Annotated in this window: 13 protein-coding genes; 5 read left to right on the top strand and 8 right to left on the bottom strand. The window is 47.7% G+C overall.

Annotated features, from left to right (window positions below; translation table 11 throughout):
- Nucleotides 1-31: 31 nt before the first annotated feature.
- From E5331_RS02920 to E5331_RS20235, 5 genes are all read left to right on the top strand, one after another.
- Nucleotides 32-1,222 (top strand): hypothetical protein, encoded by a 1,191-nt coding sequence (locus E5331_RS02920; RefSeq protein WP_135985833.1) that lies wholly within the window; start codon nucleotides 32-34, stop codon nucleotides 1,220-1,222.
- Entirely contained in the window at nucleotides 1,219-1,770 is a 552-nt protein-coding gene (locus tag E5331_RS02915) for a condensin complex protein MksE (RefSeq protein ID WP_135985832.1), read from the top strand. The genes E5331_RS02920 and E5331_RS02915 overlap by 4 nt, the downstream gene beginning before the upstream one ends.
- Entirely contained in the window at nucleotides 1,754-5,410 is a 3,657-nt protein-coding gene (locus E5331_RS02910) for an ATP-binding protein (RefSeq protein ID WP_135985830.1), read from the top strand. The genes E5331_RS02915 and E5331_RS02910 overlap by 17 nt, the downstream gene beginning before the upstream one ends.
- Nucleotides 5,407-6,267: a DUF7281 domain-containing protein gene (locus E5331_RS02905; protein WP_123484608.1), complete on the top strand. Its 861-nt coding sequence runs from the start codon at nucleotides 5,407-5,409 to the stop codon at nucleotides 6,265-6,267. The genes E5331_RS02910 and E5331_RS02905 overlap by 4 nt, the downstream gene beginning before the upstream one ends.
- A gap of 263 nt (nucleotides 6,268-6,530) precedes the next feature.
- A complete protein-coding gene (locus tag E5331_RS20235; protein ID WP_168355116.1) occupies nucleotides 6,531-6,689 on the top strand; it encodes a hypothetical protein in 159 nt (52 codons plus the stop codon).
- Nucleotides 6,690-6,747: 58 nt separating this feature from the next.
- On the opposite strand, the gene E5331_RS02900 is transcribed toward E5331_RS20235, so the two are convergent.
- The 8 genes from E5331_RS02900 to E5331_RS02865 all read right to left on the bottom strand — a co-directional run bounded on the left by E5331_RS02900 (nucleotide 6,748) and on the right by E5331_RS02865 (nucleotide 20,605).
- On the bottom strand, nucleotides 6,748-9,870 hold the full coding sequence (locus tag E5331_RS02900) for an efflux RND transporter permease subunit (RefSeq protein WP_275441042.1): 3,123 nt from the start codon (nucleotides 9,868-9,870) through the stop codon (nucleotides 6,748-6,750).
- Between the two features lie 19 nt (nucleotides 9,871-9,889).
- Nucleotides 9,890-12,901 carry an efflux RND transporter permease subunit gene (locus E5331_RS02895; protein ID WP_123484605.1) on the bottom strand — a complete coding sequence of 1,004 codons (3,012 nt, stop codon included), beginning with the start codon at nucleotides 12,899-12,901 and terminating at the stop codon, nucleotides 9,890-9,892.
- Between the two features lie 37 nt (nucleotides 12,902-12,938).
- The gene (locus E5331_RS02890; protein WP_123484604.1) at nucleotides 12,939-13,994 is read right to left on the bottom strand and encodes an efflux RND transporter periplasmic adaptor subunit; all 1,056 of its coding nucleotides are present in this window, start codon (nucleotides 13,992-13,994) and stop codon (nucleotides 12,939-12,941) included.
- Nucleotides 13,995-14,149: 155 nt separating this feature from the next.
- Nucleotides 14,150-15,619 carry a TolC family protein gene (locus E5331_RS02885; protein ID WP_123484603.1) on the bottom strand — a complete coding sequence of 490 codons (1,470 nt, stop codon included), beginning with the start codon at nucleotides 15,617-15,619 and terminating at the stop codon, nucleotides 14,150-14,152.
- A gap of 144 nt (nucleotides 15,620-15,763) precedes the next feature.
- On the bottom strand, nucleotides 15,764-17,317 hold the full coding sequence (locus tag E5331_RS02880; RefSeq protein ID WP_135985828.1) for a hypothetical protein: 1,554 nt from the start codon (nucleotides 17,315-17,317) through the stop codon (nucleotides 15,764-15,766).
- 261 nt (nucleotides 17,318-17,578) lie between these two features.
- Nucleotides 17,579-18,616 carry a BF3164 family lipoprotein gene (locus tag E5331_RS02875; RefSeq protein ID WP_135985826.1) on the bottom strand — a complete coding sequence of 346 codons (1,038 nt, stop codon included), beginning with the start codon at nucleotides 18,614-18,616 and terminating at the stop codon, nucleotides 17,579-17,581.
- An 80-nt stretch (nucleotides 18,617-18,696) separates the two neighbouring features.
- Entirely contained in the window at nucleotides 18,697-18,924 is a 228-nt protein-coding gene (locus tag E5331_RS02870) for a hypothetical protein (protein WP_123484600.1), read from the bottom strand.
- Nucleotides 18,925-19,054: 130 nt separating this feature from the next.
- Nucleotides 19,055-20,605, bottom strand: coding sequence for an O-antigen ligase family protein (locus E5331_RS02865; protein ID WP_168355115.1), 1,551 nt, complete (start codon nucleotides 20,603-20,605; stop codon nucleotides 19,055-19,057).
- Nucleotide 20,606 lies beyond the last annotated feature (1 nt).

The raw sequence follows: 20,606 nt of genomic DNA, 5'->3' as shown, positions 1-20,606 counted from the left end.
TTGCAGACCGCATAACAAATCCTCTTTCAGCATGGCATACTTCCGAAATATCAAAGAACTCACCCACACTCTCTACCAAGGGCAGAAGTTGCTTTTCGATATGTTTCAGAAAAGGAAGACCATATCCGTAAAGTATGACGATGCTGTGGAGACTCTTGAGGGGAAGGAGGACTCCCTGAAAAGGATGATTAAATTCGGAGTCATCATTCAGTCGGGCAACAATCTTGAACTTGACGGCACATATCAGGAGTTTTTCGAGAAAATACTTGCCGTCAACGAGGAGATAAGTATTGCATCCGTAAAGGAAAATATCGACTCCCTGAAACTCAATATAGCGTCGTATCTTGCTGCCGACAGTATGAGACAACCCCAGTTTCTGCGTCAGATAAGGCATATATTCAGCAAAATAAATCAGAACACGCGTCGCAACGTGCTTGATCTGAAACGAAACGTAGAACATACCTACAAGCAGGAACCGAATTTCAAGATAAAAGAATTGCGTCTCAAAGCCTTTGATGAGAAAGCCACCGCCATAAAGGAACTTATAACCAAGACTGAAACTCTGATAGATGATGAGGCAATCTTTTTCTCAACCGTGCAAGACATCGGTCTGAAAGAGACCATTGCCGAGGTGAAAAACGGATTGAAGGAATCCGCACATGGATTAATCTCAATAAAGTCGCTCATCATTGACTATCTTAACCGGATACAATACCAAAGCCGCATTGTCAAGAAAGTCCGCAAATTAAAATATCTGCGCGATCAGCTCCTTATCAATGAGGGCACCGATATCAAGAACGTGATTGAAAACGAGAATGCAGTCTGGCTTGAACCACGCACCACATTCTCCACCAAGGTCTCCATCGATTTCCTTCGCAATGAGGATGGTGCACTGGAATTGCTGGCAAACGTCAGACGTAAACTGAATAAATCCACCGCCATAAAGAACCGATGCGCTTCCACCATTGATCCCCAATATCTTGAAGAGCAGAAAGAGACCACACGCGCATTCGACCATAGATCGCTTGCCGAGGCATTCTCTGCTCAAAGCGATGATCTTTTCTCCTTTATCTGGAACTATCGGTTTGCTGCCGAAGTCAATGAGGAGGAACGACTCGTTCTTTTCCTTCAGCTCGCATCTCAATTCTATGAATCGCTGAGGTTCACCGATACATTTGCGAAGAAAGGGAATTATGAATATCCATTGATTTACCCATTATGAGACATACCAAAGAAATATTCCAGCGACTATCACGCGGACAATTTATCTCAAGCAACAGTGTTGACCGGGATATACAGGTGCTCTATAACGACCTTGAAGAGAACCGACAGGAATACTATGACTATTTCAGCCAGATTGATTTCAAACTGATGGGGGGAGACGGCTATTTCTATTTCAGCCGTGATGAGGCAAGGCAGATTATTGAGAACAAGCTCCAGTCCTTGTTCAAATGGATAGATTATCTTGATTTCCTGAAGACATACGATACCACTTTCTGCAGCGGCACTCAGTTCCGTATCTCTCAGATAGAGGGGAGAATGGCGTCGGATCTGGAGCTGCGCGACAAACTTGCAAACCTGAACCTTGACATTGCTGCAAACCATGACAAGATCCGGAAGATTGCCGACGATATGGTGGCAATCGGGTTTGCCGAACTGATAAATGCCGAGGAAGAGGAGTTTCAAGTGACCTCTGCTTTCGGATATATCGAACAGATAATATTATGCATCAACATCAACGAAGATATTGAAGATGAGATACCTGAATAGAATTATTTTTATCAACAGCGCACACGTGCCTTACGCAGAAGTATCCCTTGACGGCAACGTGCATTTCATCGGCACACAAGGCGTAGGCAAATCTACCCTTCTCCGCTCAATACTTTTCTTCTATAATGCCGACAAGAGCCGACTTGGCATACGCACCCAAGACAAGCAGCAGGGATATGACGATTTCTATCTCCCCTACTCCAATTCCTATATCATATATGAGGTGGTGCGCGAAAACGGTATCTTTTTCATAATGTCGTTCCGTTCGCAAGGACGGACAGCATTCCGCATAGTAGACTGTAAATATGACCGCAGCCAATTCATCGATGAAGCCGGCATGGCACGTGAGTGGGGAAAAATCAACGAGGCAATCGGTCAGAATATATTCAAGAGCAGGATTCTGCGCCATTATGAGGAGTTTCGCGATATCATCTATGGCAATCGCCAGAACGTAGATCCTAATCTGCGCCGATTCTGTATCATGGAGAGCGACCGCTATCAGAATATCGTGCGAGCCATAACCAATATTTTCCTTAACCAGTCATTGGAATCAAGGGTAATCAAGGATACCATAATCGATTCTCTCGACTTCTCAAATGACAATGTTGACCTCGCATCCTACAGGGAACATATCAATGAATTCCGCAACCGATATGACGATATCTGGAAATGGTATAAGAGGGAGAAAAACGGATCCGTGAAGGTGCGTGTGGATGCCGACAAAGTGATCGACTCTCACATTAAATACGAGGCATTGTGCAGTGAAATCAACGAACTGTGCGGACAACTCATGTATGCCCTCGAACGCGATGAAAAATCCTTACCGGAAATGATTGAACTGGAAACAAAACTTTCCAATGATCTCACCCGACAAAGACGTCTTATCAGCGAGGAAGCCGGAAAATACAGTAATGAACGCGACAAACTGAAACAGACGGAAGGGATACTGAACGATTTTCTGAAACGCGTTAAAGATAAAATTCAATACTACCAAAACATCCGAATATCGGATATTGTATCTCGCATAAATCGTGAGGGGGAACTGAATATACAGAAAGGGAACCTTGAGAAGCAACTTGAACTCCTGACTAACAAGAACCTTGATGTCACTACCCGTTATAAAGCCCTGCTCCAGACGGAAAAGAACAAACTTTCGGAATCATTGAATGAGATTGAAAGCCATTTCAATAAGGAGAAGGAGATACTTTCCGAAGAGAAAAACCAACTTATTGATGCTTACAATAAGACTCTCGAATCTATCCGCAATCAATATGAGGAAGAGAAAAAGAGCATAGCTGAGGAATTACGTCTTGCCGAAAACGAACGCAATGATCTAAAAATACGCAAGATTCAAATCATCAACACCAATCCCTACAGTAAGGAGATGACGGAGATTAACGGCAAGATTTCCGAATACTCTTCACGTGAGAAGGAGTTGACTGATAAGCTATCCCGGACGCGCAGCGAAATCGACCGCAGTATGCATAAGGATGAAATTGCGGAAAAGGATCTGACGGCAGCATGTGAGAAAGATGTGGCTCAAATCGAGAATCAGATTGCCCTTCTCAATACTGAACTTGAAAAAAATAACGATCTGCTGAAACGTTATGACGGATCGTTGATGGAATGGCTTTGTGAAAACAGACCCGGTTGGGAAGAGAATATAGGGCTGCTTCTTGATGAGCAGGCAGTGCTCTACAATACCAATCTCAACCCACAAATGGGAGATGATTCCGACTCTATCTACGGAATACGTCTTAATACTGCCAATATTGAGCGCGATGTGCGAAGCCCACGGGAGCTGAAGAATCGTATGGACTCTCTTGAACGGAATATCTCTGAACTTCAGAATCAAATTATATGTCGTAAGGAAAAATTGCGTTCTGATATCAATGATATTCTTGGCAAATCAAAGAAATTCCGGAAGTCCTTACAGGAAGATGAACTGACAATAAACACAGAATTATCCTCCATACCCGCACGCATGACTCGCCTTAAAAAGGAGTTGTCGGAATTGGATGACAAACTTAAAAAATGGCAGAAAGCGCAACTGGATGAAATAGACTCAGCCCTGTCAGAGGTATTGAAAAGGATTGACGGAATCAAATCGCGTCAACAACAGGCAGACGCAAAATACAGGAAGGATAAGAAGACATGCGAGGATAATCTGCGTAAACAGAGAGATGATATTGCAAAGAGAACTAATCTTCTGAAAGCGGAGATCGAAAAAGAGAAGAACCTCAAAACGGAGGAGTCAGAAAAGGAATTGTGCATAATCACTGCCCGTATGGATGCAGAACTGAAAGGTGCCGGAGTAAATCTCCAACAGCTTGATGAACTACGCAGGCAGCTATCCAAAATCTCTGATGAACTCGTCTACATAGAACGCAATAAACAGACTTACTTCGAATGGCTAAAAGACAAGAAGGAATTCTTGGATCAGGAGGATGAGAAACGTTCGGAACTTAAAGCGACACGTAAGAAATTAGACGACCTGAAGAGAAAATACGATGATAGGAAACTGCGTCTCGACTCTGAGCTGCATCGTCTGGATTCTGAATTGAAAAAAACATGCGAAGACCGTTCAAGACGAGAAACGGCAATTTCAAAAGTAAAAGGTTTTCTATCATCGGAATCACGACCGAAAAATTTCGATTCCATCCTACCGTTTGAGACTGTCAAGTCGCTATCCGATATTTTTGAGAGTCTGCGCGACAGACTGATGAACTATCAGCGGTGTGAGGAGAGTTTCCGTAAAACGGTCAACGACTTCAAGGGTAACTTCTCATCAGTCAATACACTCGGTTTTGAATTTGACATATCATCTATCGCAGATTATCGGAATTTTGCTGTGAAGCTAAGTGATTTCATCAGCAACAATATGATTGAGATCATGCGGACACGCACCAACGAAATGTATGCTGACATAATTCAACGAATCTCACGCGAGGTCAGCGACCTGATTCAGCATGGTGCCGACATTCGGAAGACCATCAACGACATCAACAAGGATTTCCGCGACAATAACTTCGCCGGAGTGATAAAGGAGATTGAACTCAGGGCTGTGGAGAGCAACGACCGCATAATGCAGCAACTGCTAATCATCAAGAGCTTTGATGACAACCACGGTCAAGACCTTGGCGAACTCAATCTCTTTTCCGACATTGAAAACAGGGATAAGACAAACGAGCGTGCTGCAAAGATGCTCATGACTCTCGGCGACCTTATGGATGCTGAAAGTAAACGTGAGAGGGTGACGCTTGCCGACACGTTCAAACTGGAATTTAAGGTGAAACAGAATGACCAGGATACAAACTGGGTGGAAAAGCTCACAAATGTCGGTTCTGACGGCACGGATATTCTTGTGAAAGCGATTGTCAACATCATGCTCATCAACGTATTCAAGCGTAAGGCTTCATCCCGCTTCGGGGATTTCACTCTCCATTGCATGATGGATGAAATCGGCAAACTTCATCCCAACAATGTAGCCGGGATACTTGCCTTTGCAAACGCACGCAACATCCGGCTGATCAATAGTTCGCCCACTACATACAATGCCTCAGCCTACCGCTATACCTACTCCCTTAGCAAGGATGCCAAAAGCAACACCATCGTAAAATCTCTTCTTACTATAAGATGAAATATTCGGCATCCTCATTAAGACTCCTCATAGCTCTTGCAAACGGAGAGACCATCGCCGACAGCCGATTGAAGGGCGACTTATTCAACCGGTTGAAAGAGGAGAAACTTCTGGTTGCCATGACCCGTGGCAGCCGGAAGAGTTGGCGCGTTCAAGATGCTACGGCTCTGATGTCGTATCTGAATAGCGTCTATGGCATACGCAATCCGGAGGAATTGCTACGTTTGGCGGAATCCGGCGATACCAGCCGTGCTGAACAAGTGCACACCATCGGTGATTCAAAATTCAAATCCACACGCAGTTTCAAAGGGTTTATGGTCAGCTGCTATCAGCCGATAGAAGTCACCCTCAACAGTAAACCATTTACACTTCATCCGCAAGAGGGCACATTCACTTTCATATATGACTTCGACGGCTTCGCTATCCCGGAGGATGTAATGGTCGTTGGAATTGAGAATCCCGAAAATTTCCGTTGGATTTCACGACAGAAGGTTTTCTTTAAAGAAAACCTTTCATCATCCTCTCCCCTCCTGTTTGTAAGCCGTTATCCGCAGACTCAACATGGCGATTTGATAAGATGGCTTAAAGCAATTCCCAACAGATACGTCCATTTTGGCGACCTTGACCTTGCCGGTATAAGGATATACCTCACCGAATATTTCTGCCATTTGGGAGAACGCTCATCATTTCTTATCCCCTCAGATTTTGACCAACGGATTGCATCCGGATCTCCCGACCGCTATAACGACCAATTGCAATTCGCATCAACACCTCTTACCGATACGCGCCTTCAACCCCTTATCAACTCAATCCACCGCCACCATCGCGGCTACGATCAGGAAGGATTTATCCCGTAATCTACCGCATGGGGTTATATACAGACAACAACCAATATTCTATAAAAAAGCAAGACGAGCCCAATCTAAGAGACTGGACTCGGTTTCATCTTGTTTATAGTGCAGTTGGCAGCATCTGGACCATCCAAATACACTTTTTTCGTTTTGCAAAGTTAATCAGATTTTTCTATTCTAACAAATTACTTTACAAATCTTTTCAATTTCAACTCTACATATCAGAAATTTGTTGTATATTTGTAATCAAATATAAATTAAGTAACAATATGGCAAGACCAATAAAAGAGACACCGGTTCTAAGAGGTAAAGACGCTGAGAATTTTGCCCGTAGGATAGCGAATCCATCTCCTGTCAGCAATTCCGAAAAAGAAGCTGCCAGAAAAGCGTATGAAGCGTTCAAAGCTATCAGTACATTCCCAATGTAACTAAAGATTATTGCTTTTGAATAAAATCTTTCTAATCTTTTGAATCTATATGTGGAAATTATAATTTCTCTGTGCTCTCTGCGTGCTTTGCGGTTGATAACTTAGCAGCGGTGGGGAGGCGCATGTAGAGGGGCATCACGAGCACCAGCACGAGCAGGGAGAAGGTCAGTCCGGAGATTGTGCCGACAGCAAACGAATACCAGAACTTCTCTTCCGGTCCGTCGAGCAGGAAGGGTATAAGTCCGGCTACCGTCGAGACTACCGTAAGTATTACCGCCACTATCTTCCGGCTGAACGCCTTCACATATATATCCACCCCTCTCCTTCCAGTATACAGTCGCGTCAGACGGTCATACTCATTCAAGATATATATCGCCGCATTCACCGTGATGCCACACAGAAGCACCAACGATGCAAACCCACCCGTGCCGAACGGTATCCCCGTAAACCGGAACGTAAGGAATACTCCGATAAACGACACCGGTATCAGCAATATGATGACAAACGGACGCGTCCACGACTCAAACAATATGCCGCATAGCATATAGATGATCAGCACCACCACTATCAGCAACCAATACTGCTCACCCGTATCCTGATACCATCCGTAGGTAGCCACCTCACAACTGAAACCCACCGGAAGCGTCCGACTGAACGTGTCAACAACCCCCTCTATATACTTCGACGTATAAGTATATGACCCGATGACATTAAACGCCACGTTAAGCACATACTGCTGGTCGCGCTTCTCTATTACATTCTTCGCCTCACGCCGCCCGATCATCACGAAATCACCGACACGATAATCAGCCGAGTCAATACGTATGTAGGAATTACCGAGCGACCAGAGATCAAACGTCTCCCGACTCTCCGGACGCAACATCACATCCGTGACAGTCACACCATCATCAATCACCCCCACCCGGCGCGTGGAGAGAAGATCACCGAGTGCCGAATGTAGCTTCTGAGCCGGTATACCGTATAGAGCCATCTGCTCACGGTCATACTTCACAAACAACTCATCCTCCTGATTCTCATAACCGGGAGTCTGGACCGCGATATCCGCCACCCTCGGATTACGTTGCAGCGTGTCGCATATCGTCTCCGCAATCCTCACAAGCCGCTCATAATTATAACCCTTCACCATTATACGGCTGCTCCTGTAAGAAAGATTCAGCGAATTGCTGAACCCTCGTTCACTCACCCCATACGTAGCCCAATCCGCGCCACCTATATCAATCACGCGACCTATCACCCGATTCTCCAGATTATACGGCAGCGAGGTCTTCAACGCCTCCGGCGTAAACTCCACCTCAACCGTCGCACCCCACGCACCCACATTCGTGGTCCAGCGTTTTATGCCCTCCTGAGTCTTCAGAAACTCATCCAATGCCAGCACCTTCTCATTAAGCTGCGTCGCCGTGCCGCCGAGCGGCATCTGCGCGATGATATGGAGTTTCATCTCCTCCTTCTTCGGTGAATAGGTGTTGGAATCAAGACAATCTGCAAACATACGGAGCGTGCCGCCGAGCCAGACCGTAAGCTCCTTCCTATACGGAAACTCCCAATCCTTCGGAAGAGCAAACAGCGGCAATCCGAAAGCGAATACCAGCAACACCGTCACAAGCCATCTGAACCTTCTCCCCGTCATGATACTCCGAGCATACACCCTTGTCAGCCTCATCGTCAGCCGGCTCCATCTCCTGCCTCCGCTTCCCCTCTTCCGCTTCCTGCCACTCCGCTTCATGAGCGCATCCACCAGCGCAGGCGCGAAGAGATACGCCACAAGCAACGCCACAGTGAGATTCACCATCACGATAAGCGCGAAATCATGAAGGTCATCCTGAATATAATCCGGCATAAAGAATATCAGCACGAGCGAACCGATCGTAGTCAGCAACGCCGCCAATATCGCGAAAAACGCCCCACGGTCGCGGTAACGCCCATAATGATCCACCATCACTATCACCGCATCGATAATCAGACCCAACGACACCGTAATCCCCGCAAGCGAGAAGATATGGAGCCTTATGTCAAGCAGATAATAAGCTATCACCGAAATCAGCAACGCAGCAGCAAGCGTGATACCCACCACAGAGAAATACCTCACGCTCCGGCTCACCGCAAGCACCAACGCCATCAGTATCAGCAGCGACAGTAGCGAACGGCTCACCAGTTTCCCCAACTCCGACCGCTGACGCTCGGCAGAATCGTAGGTAAGCTCCAGACCCACCGGTATGGAGAGCGACCTCTCCACCTCCTCCACCTTACGCTGCACCCTGTCTGACAGCGATATCAGATTAGTGCCCGCCTGTGCCTTCACGTTGACGTAGACCGTGTTCATACCGTTGATACGGTAATAATCATTCGGCTCCTTATACTTATAGGCGCACCGTGCTATATCATTAAGATAGACCGTCTTCCCATTAGGTCCCGACTGTCTTACAGCCAGATGCTCCAGCGGTGTACCCGTGCCGTCGGAATCAAGCCACAACGCCATGCGTCCACCCTCATCATCCACCTCACCGATTATGCCCTTCTCTCCGATATATCCCCTCACAGCCTCGCTTATCTCCGCCGACGTTATGCCATAGCGTGCGAGCATCGCAGGGTCATAGCTCACCTCCAGATACTTCTCCGTACCGCCGTTGACGTCAACCCCCGTCACCTCATCAATTGACGCGAAAGCCGGTTCAAGCCTGTTCTTCACATACTCCCGCAGCACATTCGTGGGCAGGTCATCCACAATGCGGTAGGTCAGCAGAGTGACCGTCTTCTTATCATCGCGGCTCTCATTGACCACCTCACCACCCGTCACCACAGGATACGATGCACCCTCCGGAAGCGTCGATTTCATCTGACGCATAAGCGACGCTATCTCAAACTTCACAGCCGACACGTCAGCCTCCGGTTTAAGCTCCACCTTGACACTCCCCGACCCGAAACGCGACGTGGATTCAGTGCGAGCCACATCCCTCACCGACGACACAAGCCCCTCCACCACCGACGTGACATTCTGCTCCACCACCTTTGCCGGAGCACCCTGCCATGAGAACGTGACCGTCAGCGTCTTCCCCTGCTTCGGTCGCGGATCTATAGCCGTGTCCACCTTGAATATCAGGGCAGCACCGATGAGCATCAGCACCCCCATCACGAATATGGCGCGAAATTGAGAACGCATTTGTTTATTAGATGGAGTCTCAGTCATAAGCAAGTTTATAGAATAAGGGTATTATGAAAAGACTCACGAGAGTGCCGACCGTCATACCGACTATCAGCGTGAACGAAAGCGGAAACTGAAGGTCAGAACCCATGTCACCACGCGTCAGGAATGGTGCCACGGCAAGAATCGTGGTCAGCGACGTCATGATGATAGGTTTCAGACGCTGATGACCAGCCGTGATTATCGCGGCATCAGTCTTCATCCCGCCGCGACGCAGACGGTTGATGGTATCTATCTTCAGAATCGAGTCATTGATGATTATGCCGCACATCACCACCACTCCGATCATCGACATCAGATTGAGCGACTCACCCGCTATCCAGAGCGCGATAAGCACAGCCGCTATATCCACCGCCACCTCACTGAGGATGATGAGCGGCTGAAGCATACTCTCAAACTGCGCCGCGAGTATGAAATAGAGCATCGCGAGAGCCACGGCAAGCACCACCATAAGTTCCCCGATCAGACGGCGGCTATCAAAATACGCACCGGCAAACAGCACCGACAACCCGGAATCCGCCCTGTTGACGCGAGCCTTCACCTCATCCATCACGCTCTCCACAGTCTTGTCGTCGGCATCCACACCCACAGGATAATATGCCCCCGACGAAGAGGCATAGAGATGCTTGTAGTCCTCACCGCGCCGCTCCCTGAGCAGAGTAGATAGCGGCACGTCAACGCCGTCATTCGTGCGTATGCTGTTCTGAAGCATACCATACCTGTCGGCACGCTCCGCACCCACTATCACCGGCACGGAATGTGACCCGTCATTAATCGTATATACACTGTTGCTCCCGGCAAGCTCACGCAGACGCGAATATAGACGGCTGTAGCCTATCCCATAGAGCGATGCCACATCACCCGCCACCTCATACCTCAGATTCTCCTCCGTGGCTACAGGCGAGATCTCCACGTCAGGGAATCGGAAGGCAAGCGAGTCGCAGAAACTGCGGCTACGCACCACGTCGGGGAGTCCCCCCGTGGCAGTCTGAAGCCTTATCTCCAGATCCGGCATATCCGACGAGAAGATCATGTCATACACGTTGCCCGACACGGCATACGACAGCGAGGCAGACGGATAACGCCCGCGCACGAATCCCGAAATACTATCCTTTATCTCCGCAATCCTATCCTCCGAATCAGCCGCGACATACATCACCGACTCCGACGACGAGAGTCCAGGCGTATGCGACAAGATGAAACCCTGGCTCCCTGCCATCGTCGTGGTGGTCTGCGCCATCCCCTTTATCCGGCTCCTGAGCTGCGCCATACGCTCCTCATTCGTATTGAGCGACACACCCTCATTCCAGTCTACCGTCACAAGCATATCCGTATGCGACACGTCGGGCATACGCTCCTTGCGCAGACCCAAGCCACACGCCACACCTACGACCACCAGCACGGCAATCGACAGAGCCACCTTCCACGGATGCGCCAGCGTGGCGGCAAGCACACGGTTGTAGACCCTCTCAACCAACGGCACACTTCCATCCTTCCGATGCTTCATCCTTACCCCCTTCCGCTTGAAAAACACGCGGAAATAGACCGGAATCACGAGCATCGCCACAGCCAACGATGAGAAAAGCGAGATCGTTACCGCCATCGCCTGATCATAAAACAATGCCCCTGCCGTGCCGCTCAGGAATATCAGCGGGATAAACACCGAGCAAGTGGTCAGCACCGACGAGAGCATCGGGGTGAACACCTCCGACGCACCCAGCGCCACAGCATCATCCAGCGGCTTCCCCTCATCGGCAAGACGCGTGATATTGTCAATCACGATTATCGAGTTATCCACCATCATACCCACACCGAGAATCAGACCGGCAAGCGATATGACGTTGATAGAGATACCAGCGAGTTTGAAGCAGAGCATCGTCAGCAGCAGCGACAGCGGTATGCTCACCACGATGAGCAGCGGAATCCTCACGTCGCGAATAAACGCGAAAAGCACAAGACACGCCAGCGCGATACCGAGAGCGAGGTTCCACGAAAGGTTATTGATAGAATATGAAAGCAGACTTGTCTGGTCGCGCGTCAGCACGAACTTCACGCCCGGATTATCCCGACGCACCTCCTCCAACAGACCCTCCACACTCTCTTTAAGATCCTCCATCCGCGCATCATTCTGCTTTATGACGGCAAGCGAGATCGCACGGTTCTCACCATGCCTCACGCTCCCGTTGTCACCCATCTGCCTTTGCGACACGCAGCAGAGATCACCGAGCCGCAGAAGGCGTCCGTCATGACGAAGGGTTATGTTGCGGATATCATCGAGCGTCGACATCTGCGAATCGAAATGCAGGCTGTAGCGGTATGCGCCATCAGCCACGCTGAGAGCCTCCAGACGCAGGTCGGCGGAAGATACCGCCGCGCCTATCTGCTCCGGAGTGATACCCAAAGCCTCCGTCTTCTCCGCATACGGCTCAATGACGATCTCCGGCTTCGTGTCGCCGCTGACATCGACCATGGCAGTCTGTGGCAACTGCTCCACGCGTTTACGCACCACCCCCGTCACGTAGTCAGACAATCGTGCGAAACCCTCCTCACTGTCGTCATCCGAATATACGTCGATATAGAACGCCGGGATATCCGTAGCCCCCGCCTTCACCACCTTCGGACGCTCCATCCCCTCCGGAAGCATACCCATCGCACGGTCAACCTTCTCATTCGCCTCTATAAATAGAAGATCCATGCGGCTCCCCGGCGTGAACTCCATCGTGATGGTCGTGCCGTCGGTCTTCGACTCGCTCCTGATCTCCTTTATTCCGGCTATCTGCATGAGCTGTCCGCGCAACGGAGCCGCCACCCTTGTCTCCACCTCCCTCACCGACGCGCCCGGCATCGGCACGTTGACCGTTATCCTCGGTATGTCGATATCCGGCATGAGCGACACCGGCAGACCGCGAAGACTCAGGATACACACCACCGTCAACGCTATCACGCACATAGTCACCGCCACCGGACGCTTTATCAGTCTCAGAATCATAATCCTCTGTCAGTCTTATCAAAAATCCACCCCTATATCATCGTGCCTTTATCTCCGTGCCGTCGGCAAGGTTCATATTCCCCGACGTCACAACCACGTCCCCCTCATGCAGTTCCGTCTCCTTACGTTCGCACCCCGTTATGGCATGGCTGTCGGTGTTTGACGACACCACATCCACGTAGGTCCAGACCGCCTTACCGTCGCGATAGAGAAACACCACGTTGTAGCCGTCCCTCTCCACCACGGCATCCTTCGGCACCACAAACTGCCCCGACTCCGTGCGCTCCACTATCACCTTCACGTTCATCCCGTCGATCACCCCCTTGTCGCCGGCTATGCGTGCCGTCACCTTCACAAGACCCTTATCCGAAACCGTCGGATTGATAGCCGTGATTCTCCCCTTACGCGTACCCTTATCGCCCGCGAACGGTATCACCATCGCATCATACCCCACCGCCACCGAAGGCAGTTCCGACTCCAGCACGCTGAAATCCACATCGAAAGCCGACTCATCGATAAGGTTGCAGAAATTGTCACACTTCTGATACAGTTTCCCGTCAAGGTCAGCCACCACCCCGGCAAACGGGGCATACAGGCGACAATCGGCAAGATCACTCTCCGCCTGCTTCAGCTGATGACGCGCCGAGAACAGACCCGACGTCACCTCCGCACGCTTCAGAGTCTCCTCCGGCACGCTCCCCTTGTCGTCATAGCCCAAAGTAATCAGTTTGTCGGCAAAATCGATCTCCGCTTTCTCCAGATCACGCTTCGCCTTCTCCAAAGCGCGGATATACTTCTCCTCCTCCGTAACGGCAAGCAGCTCCCCTTTCCCGACGCGTTGCCCGGTCTTTACCCTTACCTCCGTAATCACGTCGGGATGCCTTGTGGCAAGGCGGCTCTTCACCCCGGCACGCAACACGCCGTTGCACACCGTCTGATGTCGGAAATCGCGTCGCGACAGCCTCATTGTGTCGACAAAATTCTCAGTCAGCGTGGCGTTGCTGCGTGGAGAGTTCTCCCCCTTCGTCTCCTCCTTCGCAGGCTTGCAGCCCATAAGGCAGAGCAGCAGCAATGGTATCATGTAAGGTCTCATAATCTATGGTTGATGGGTGATGGTTGATGGTTGATGGTTGATAGTTGATGGTTTATGGGTGATGGATGATGAGAATCTACGAATCTTTTCATTATTAAATATTTAATGACAATAAACTTTAAACCTTAAACTTTAAACTTTAAACCATTTAAGTTTTATTTTTGCAGTTCGTAGATATATCCGTCGGAAAGATCCGTCCCGGTGCGGTAGTCATGCAGCGTGATCTTCTGGATATTGTAGTAGCTTGTCCAGAACGAAGAGAGTTGGCTGATATACTGCGCACGCGAATTGTCAAGTTCCTGCTGGGCGGTGTTCAGTTCCGTGACCGTCACGCCCCCCGACTCAAACCGCCGGTAGGTGAGCTGATACCTCTCCTCCGCAATCTCAAGCATACGCCGAGAGTCGGTAAACTGGCTACTCTGGGTGTTGAAAGTCTCCACCTGACTGCGCACCTGCTGGCGAAACTCCATGTCGGCAATCTCCTGCTCCGTCTTCACCACGTCGAGGTTAGCCTCCGCAATCTTCACACGCCCCTTGCTCACTCCCCAGTCGAAAAGCGGCAGCGACAGCGTTAGCCCCACAATCTCGTTATCATTAAGACGACTGTACGCCTTTGAGAATGAATAGCCCGTCTTGTTGAAACCCACCTCGCCGCTGAGGGTCAACTGTAGCCCCTTCAACGACTTCGCGTATGCCACACTCTGCTCCGACTGCAAGAGCTGCAGCCTGTTGTTGGGAAGATAGGAAGAGTTGTCGTAAGCACGTTGGAGCACGTCGTCGGGCATCAGCACGATATCCGGCACGTTGGTGGGGGGCACGAGTTCTACCCGGTCATAATCCGTGGCGCGTATATAGCTGAATAGAGCAAACCGCTCATTGTCGAGCTTCAGCTTCAGATCCTTCGACTCCACGCGTGCATTGATAAGCGACAGTTCCAGCTGAAGCAGCTCACTCTTCGAGAGCGTTGTGAGTTCATGGCGTTTCTTCGCCTGCTCATACAGCGTCTCGCGGTCCTTCAGCGTGGCGAGAGCCTGATTATATCGGCTCTGCGCGGAAAGCACGTTGAAATACAGACCGGTCACGCGTAGACTCACGTTCTGCATCGATTCGAGATACACCCTCCCCGCCCTGTCAAAAGCCACGGGTTCAGTCTTCTTCCTCCATTTAAGCTCATTATATGTGCGGAGCGGTTGGGTGTATTGCAGACGCAGGGGTTGGGAATTATACATCGTGCGGTCATACTCAAACTGGTCAAGGCGATACAGATAAGACTGCACCGAAAGTTTACCCCCAAGCAACGGTATATTCTGGTCGATGGATAGGGTGAGGCTGTTTGCAAGCGTGTTGTTGTCTACATAATTGATCTCGCCTGTCTCATAATTACGGGCCTCCACAGTGGAATGATTATAATTCAGCAGATTCCCGCCAAGATTAATCGACGGCAACAGTTCTGCGCGAAACGAACGGTAAGTCCAATACGCACCCGTATAGCTGAACTTCGCCAACTGCGCATCCAGCGAATACTCCGACGCCAACCGTATGGCATCATCGAGCGACAGCGACAACTTCTGCGCAACCGCCCCTCTCGCCACAACTCCAAGTATAACAACCCAAAAGAAACGCATAAACCAATACACTCTAAATTTAACAAAGATTTCTCAATGCCACTCTAAAAAAGCGATAATTCACAAAATTAATGAAAATACCACTATCCGTTATCATAAAATTAACAAAATTACCTTAACAATATAAAAAAAAGAGATTCCGTTCTATTCAATTTGTTTAAAATATTGAAGAGCCTCCTCCCCCACAATTGTCACATTATACAATTCTCCGGAGTGGTATTCCATACTCACTTTGCAGGGATTCCCCACCTTATCCATACCATTGATAAGATCCTTATAAAATATCGGTGGGCTATGTCCATCGAGCGGATCCCCATGCACAAAAATAGGCATCCCTTTAAGGTTCTCCAATTTTATCTGAATCTTATCGGGATATTTTTCATTTTTCAACCTACTGAAAAATGGAGCATACAGACCCATACCATTGAATTTATCCGGATGATGAGATGCAAGCTGCAATGCACGTTCTCCTCCGCTGCAATTGGCATGAAGATATACCTTACCATCCTCTACAGGATACTTCTTCTTCACAAAGTCAATGGCATTCATTATTTCCCTCTCGTTATCCTCATCCAACAGACCAAATGAACGCATCCTTCCCTCAGGCATCATTACAATCAACCCATACTTATCACAAAGCATCTGCACATTATTGACTGCCCATTGACGTGCCAACTGTGGACAAGAAAAGAACTCATGTCTGTTTTCCTCATTAGGTCGAATCATCACAACCAATGGATAATGCCTTGTCATATCCTTGGGAGTAAACACCACACATCTCTGAACCATCCCGTCTATCCTTGAATTATATGATTCAAAGTTAAGGGTGGGCGCGATTCCATCCTCCCCTTCCATGCGACGGAAAGCATACTCCAATTGATATGCTATAGGCGCAATCTTAAACTGCCACCACCAGTCATCCTTTCTTGAAGGATGTTCAAGCAAGAATCGGAATCTCCATAACAATTGGTCTATCTCCAAAGAGTCTGCGACACTTATCCGGACAGAATCAAATCTATTGCGATACATTTCATATACCTTATCCGGATCCCCACAGAGAAATGTCTGCCATGTCGAACTCTCCCCAATAGTCCATTTACTCATGTAAGATTTACCCACCTCCAATGCAGGCAATTCATATCTAAGATTATCATCCGTAATCTTCAGCTCATGAATCTTACGTCCTACCACATCAAATATCTCCATCGAAGACTCCAACGGTATCACTTTACAATACTTCATATCAAGATTCAACATCATTGAGTCCGGATTGATTAATGGATAAAACATCCTGCCAAACATTGACTCAGCCATCAACCGTATGGCAATCACGCTGTCACACAATTCCAGACTTATATGCCGTTCCCTACTTGCTGTGTCAGTAATTGCAATAAGTTCGTTGATTCCCTCCTTCAGAAATACCGGATAATAATTCTGCTGTTCGAATCTTTTCAATTCAAGGGTATCACCATTCAGAATATACCTGTTGCCGACAGCTCTTTGCGAAAAGAGAAACATCCTCCTTTCTACATCAGCATCCAACAGACTTCTATGACACTGAAGGCTATCAGGCATAACATCACTTTCACATAATGACCATTTATCAATCTTAACAGTCACGGCTTCATTACCGGATATATTACAATCCACAACATCCTGACTATACTTTTGACATGATGCGGCAAGCAGAAATGTCATACCGACAATAAAAAATTTGTGAAAATTATTTCTTTTAAAGAACGTCATACATGAACTTTATTATTCCGAATTTAGTAATCTTCAAAAAAAACTTGTTAAAGTTATAAATCTAAATTTTTCTTGTGGCAGCATCTTTCCGGTGCTTTCGGAGCGCGGAATCCCTCGGAAATATGCGCCAAACTTTCACAACTTATTTTTCTACAATTACTTAAACGATTCATTCCAAGTGGTCTAAACTTATTATAAGTTTAGACCACTTCCTTAGATATCATCCACGCTTGTTGTCGAGACAACGATGCTTGTCTCCTTATCATTCTCTGAAAGAGCCACTATCCTGCCATTGTCATCAATCACAAATGGAGGCATTATTGAAACCGCAGGTTTTATTGTGCCTACAAGATTCAAATCCATGTCATAGCACATTATGACTATATCGTCATCCTCCGTTTCCTGGAAAGGCAGATATATTTTTCCGGAATGATATGCAAGTCCTATGGGAACGCCTATACTCTCCCCCTCTTTTAAGGAAGACATTGCCGACTGATTTTGTGTGGCAGCCCGTGTATTATACTCATAAGGGACAACCGCTATCTCCTTTTTCAGGACATAACCATCTTCGGATGCCGAATATAGACTCAATACGTGAGACGACACCACTGCAAACTCATTATCCGGCAATTCCTGAAAACCTCGTATCTGATGAAAATTGGCCAATTCCTCTGAATCACTCTCCTTATCAGAATTACTCAATCTCGGGTAATCCCCAAAATGTGACAATACCGAATCCCCACGCATGATGGCAAATCTCGTGTCAGCAATCTCCGCATCCTCCACTCCGAAAGGGATTTTGGAAACCAGCATATTCCCGTTTTTAAAAGGAAATACTTTTGTAGTCCAGAATGGCAGTCGCTCTGTGGCTGTGATTATGGAATCGCACATAAAATCAGTCTTATACAAACCGAATCTCTGCCTATCGTATATCAACAAGCTGTCTGAGAAAGAATTGACCAACAACGGTCCCTGCATCTCCCGTCTTCCGTTCCCTTTGGATATATCCGTCTTAATCAGACTCCCATCCTTTAACGACAACCACACAAGGAATTTATCGCCAAAATACTGATTGACCAGCAATGAATCCCCCTTCACAGCAATATCCAAAGGGGTATCAATCAACGCATTAGTGTGTAAGATATTAAAATCAAAAATATGCTCTTTATTTGTATTATCTAACTCACAACTATTTATCCCGATTATCAGGACTCCTGCCATAATTCCGGACAACAAACTATTTTTTTTCATAAATTTCTCAATTTAAAGTAAAAAATGTGTGGGATAAGGCAAATTATTGAAATATCCCACACAATATTAGGTTACAATTATTACTTCCTATTGAAAATATAAATTACATTGCCTGCCAAAATTCTATGGCATTCTGTATATCCTCCAGGAGGGCATTCTGTTACAGAAGTATCCGTTTCGCTAAGAGCCTCGATGTTAGCAAGTTCAAGGTCTGAAACCGTCTTGCCGAAATTGTTGGTATGCAACGCAAATGCAGTTGCGCCTAAAAAAGCAATACCAAGAATAGCTGAAGAAATTTTCCTATTCATTTTGAATGTTGATTTTATGGTTTGTTTTTATAAATTATCACGGTATATATCATTTCAACCGGAATAGCTCATAGCTATACTGATATATGTTTCATGTCTGTTTCGTGACCACAATATATTTTTAACGATGTTACATTTGGTTAATTATCTCTTTGGCCTTCCATTTCATCTCCCTTATGGCAGGTGATTGCACCTTGGGATCGAATTCCAAGACCTTATTGGCATATTCCTTAGTCCTGATACTGTCTCCTGTTGCCTCTTGAAGCAGCATCATCCTATATAGTGGATATAGTCTGTTGGGCTGCATGTGAAACGCCTGAAGATACATCTCCTCCGCCTTATCATAGCATGAGAGCGATTCATAGTTCCTTCCCATGACAATACGCATCATTGGGTCGTTGCAGACAAGCATACCCTGACGCAATATCGCATTGCTGTCGTTATACCTGCCACTCTCCCGAAGACTTTTTCCATACGAGAACAGGAAGTCTCGGTTATCTGAAAGATCAGCGGAAAGTTCACGAGCCGGATTTATGGATGCCGGGTTCGAAATATTTCCGTAGCCTGCAAATATCTCTGATGCCCGTATTACCGGAACATAACATACCAGACTCCCCACCGTAATGAGCACTCCAATTACAAGGGTAATTATTCCAAATACCCCATTTTTCCCACTCCTGAAATCCCCCTCAATACCCGCCGCCAAAGCAACTATAAGGATAAACAATACTCCAAACGGCAATAATGAGAATGGATAAGAGAAAATGGCAAATACAAGGAACGTCAGGAACGGATACATCTCAACCCTCCCGGCAACATATAACTTACGGAATACAGATACCACTACCGACAAGAACAGCAATAATCCGATAATGCCGAATTCCACCGCCACATGAAGATACTCGTTGAATGGATAGTCTGCCACTCCCGTTACCGATATAAGCGCGGAGTCGGGATATGACGAGAAGTGCATTATCTGCATTTCCGATATCGCATACAGGAATCCACCGGCACCCCAGCCAAGGAATGGCGAAACACCACAGGCCTTCAATGCCATAAATGCCATTGCCACTCTCCCGTCGGCTGACCCACGTTTTATAAGATAGACGGCTACCCCTACTGCAGCAATCAGTATGATGCCTGCGACAGCATACCGTTTCTCAAACCTCAGCCTATCGCGGTATAACACTGACAGCGACACCACCAACGCCAGCCACGCCCCACGGCTCATTGACACCAACAATGCAATCATCATAGGCAACATTGCGTACATGACCCATCCACCTCCCCTGTGACGATATAACCAAAAACCTGCGGATAGACTTATCGCAATAAATCCTCCGAAGGGACCCGGGTTGGGGAATGTTCCGGTGACTGCATAATGGGTATGTCCTGACTGAATGAATCCAAACAACTGTAGGAATCCCACAATCACCTCATATTCGCCGACAATGAGCAGCAAGTATGCCACAAACATATCCGATGGCAAACGGAATGAGAAAAGCACCCTGAAAATCAGATATAATCCGAAGCACAGAGCAATGGTCAGCGATTCAGTCCGGCATGGCACGTCAGACACCACCAGGGCATTGACGGCACAATACACGAAAAATGCCGTCACCATGATATCTATACCATTGACACCTGTTCGATTCTCCGATATTGCTGTAGTCTCAACCATC

This window comes from Lepagella muris (assembly GCF_004793975.1).
GTDB classification, from domain to species: Bacteria; Bacteroidota; Bacteroidia; order Bacteroidales; family Muribaculaceae; genus Lepagella; species Lepagella muris.
The sequence above is the reverse complement of the archived record's forward strand: the minus strand, read 5'-3'. Positions and strand labels throughout refer to the sequence as shown.

Excerpts from the sequence above, each read along its gene's own strand:
- E5331_RS02875 (WP_135985826.1), bottom strand. The coding sequence starts at position 18,616 with ATGAAAAAAAATAGTTTGTTGTCCGGAATTATGGCAGGAGTCCTGATA.
- E5331_RS02905 (WP_123484608.1), top strand. The coding sequence starts at position 5,407 with ATGAAATATTCGGCATCCTCATTAAGACTCCTCATAGCTCTTGCAAAC.
- E5331_RS02900 (WP_275441042.1), bottom strand. The coding sequence starts at position 9,870 with ATGCGTTCTCAATTTCGCGCCATATTCGTGATGGGGGTGCTGATGCTC.
- E5331_RS02910 (WP_135985830.1), top strand. The coding sequence starts at position 1,754 with ATGAGATACCTGAATAGAATTATTTTTATCAACAGCGCACACGTGCCT.
- E5331_RS02895 (WP_123484605.1), bottom strand. The coding sequence starts at position 12,901 with ATGATTCTGAGACTGATAAAGCGTCCGGTGGCGGTGACTATGTGCGTG.
- E5331_RS20235 (WP_168355116.1), top strand. The coding sequence starts at position 6,531 with ATGGCAAGACCAATAAAAGAGACACCGGTTCTAAGAGGTAAAGACGCT.
- E5331_RS02890 (WP_123484604.1), bottom strand. The coding sequence starts at position 13,994 with ATGAGACCTTACATGATACCATTGCTGCTGCTCTGCCTTATGGGCTGC.
- E5331_RS02865 (WP_168355115.1), bottom strand. The coding sequence starts at position 20,605 with ATGGTTGAGACTACAGCAATATCGGAGAATCGAACAGGTGTCAATGGT.
- E5331_RS02870 (WP_123484600.1), bottom strand. The coding sequence starts at position 18,924 with ATGAATAGGAAAATTTCTTCAGCTATTCTTGGTATTGCTTTTTTAGGC.
- E5331_RS02880 (WP_135985828.1), bottom strand. The coding sequence starts at position 17,317 with ATGACATTTCTGCTTGCCGCATCATGTCAAAAGTATAGTCAGGATGTT.
- E5331_RS02885 (WP_123484603.1), bottom strand. The coding sequence starts at position 15,619 with ATGCGTTTCTTTTGGGTTGTTATACTTGGAGTTGTGGCGAGAGGGGCG.
- E5331_RS02920 (WP_135985833.1), top strand. The coding sequence starts at position 32 with ATGGCATACTTCCGAAATATCAAAGAACTCACCCACACTCTCTACCAA.
- E5331_RS02915 (WP_135985832.1), top strand. The coding sequence starts at position 1,219 with ATGAGACATACCAAAGAAATATTCCAGCGACTATCACGCGGACAATTT.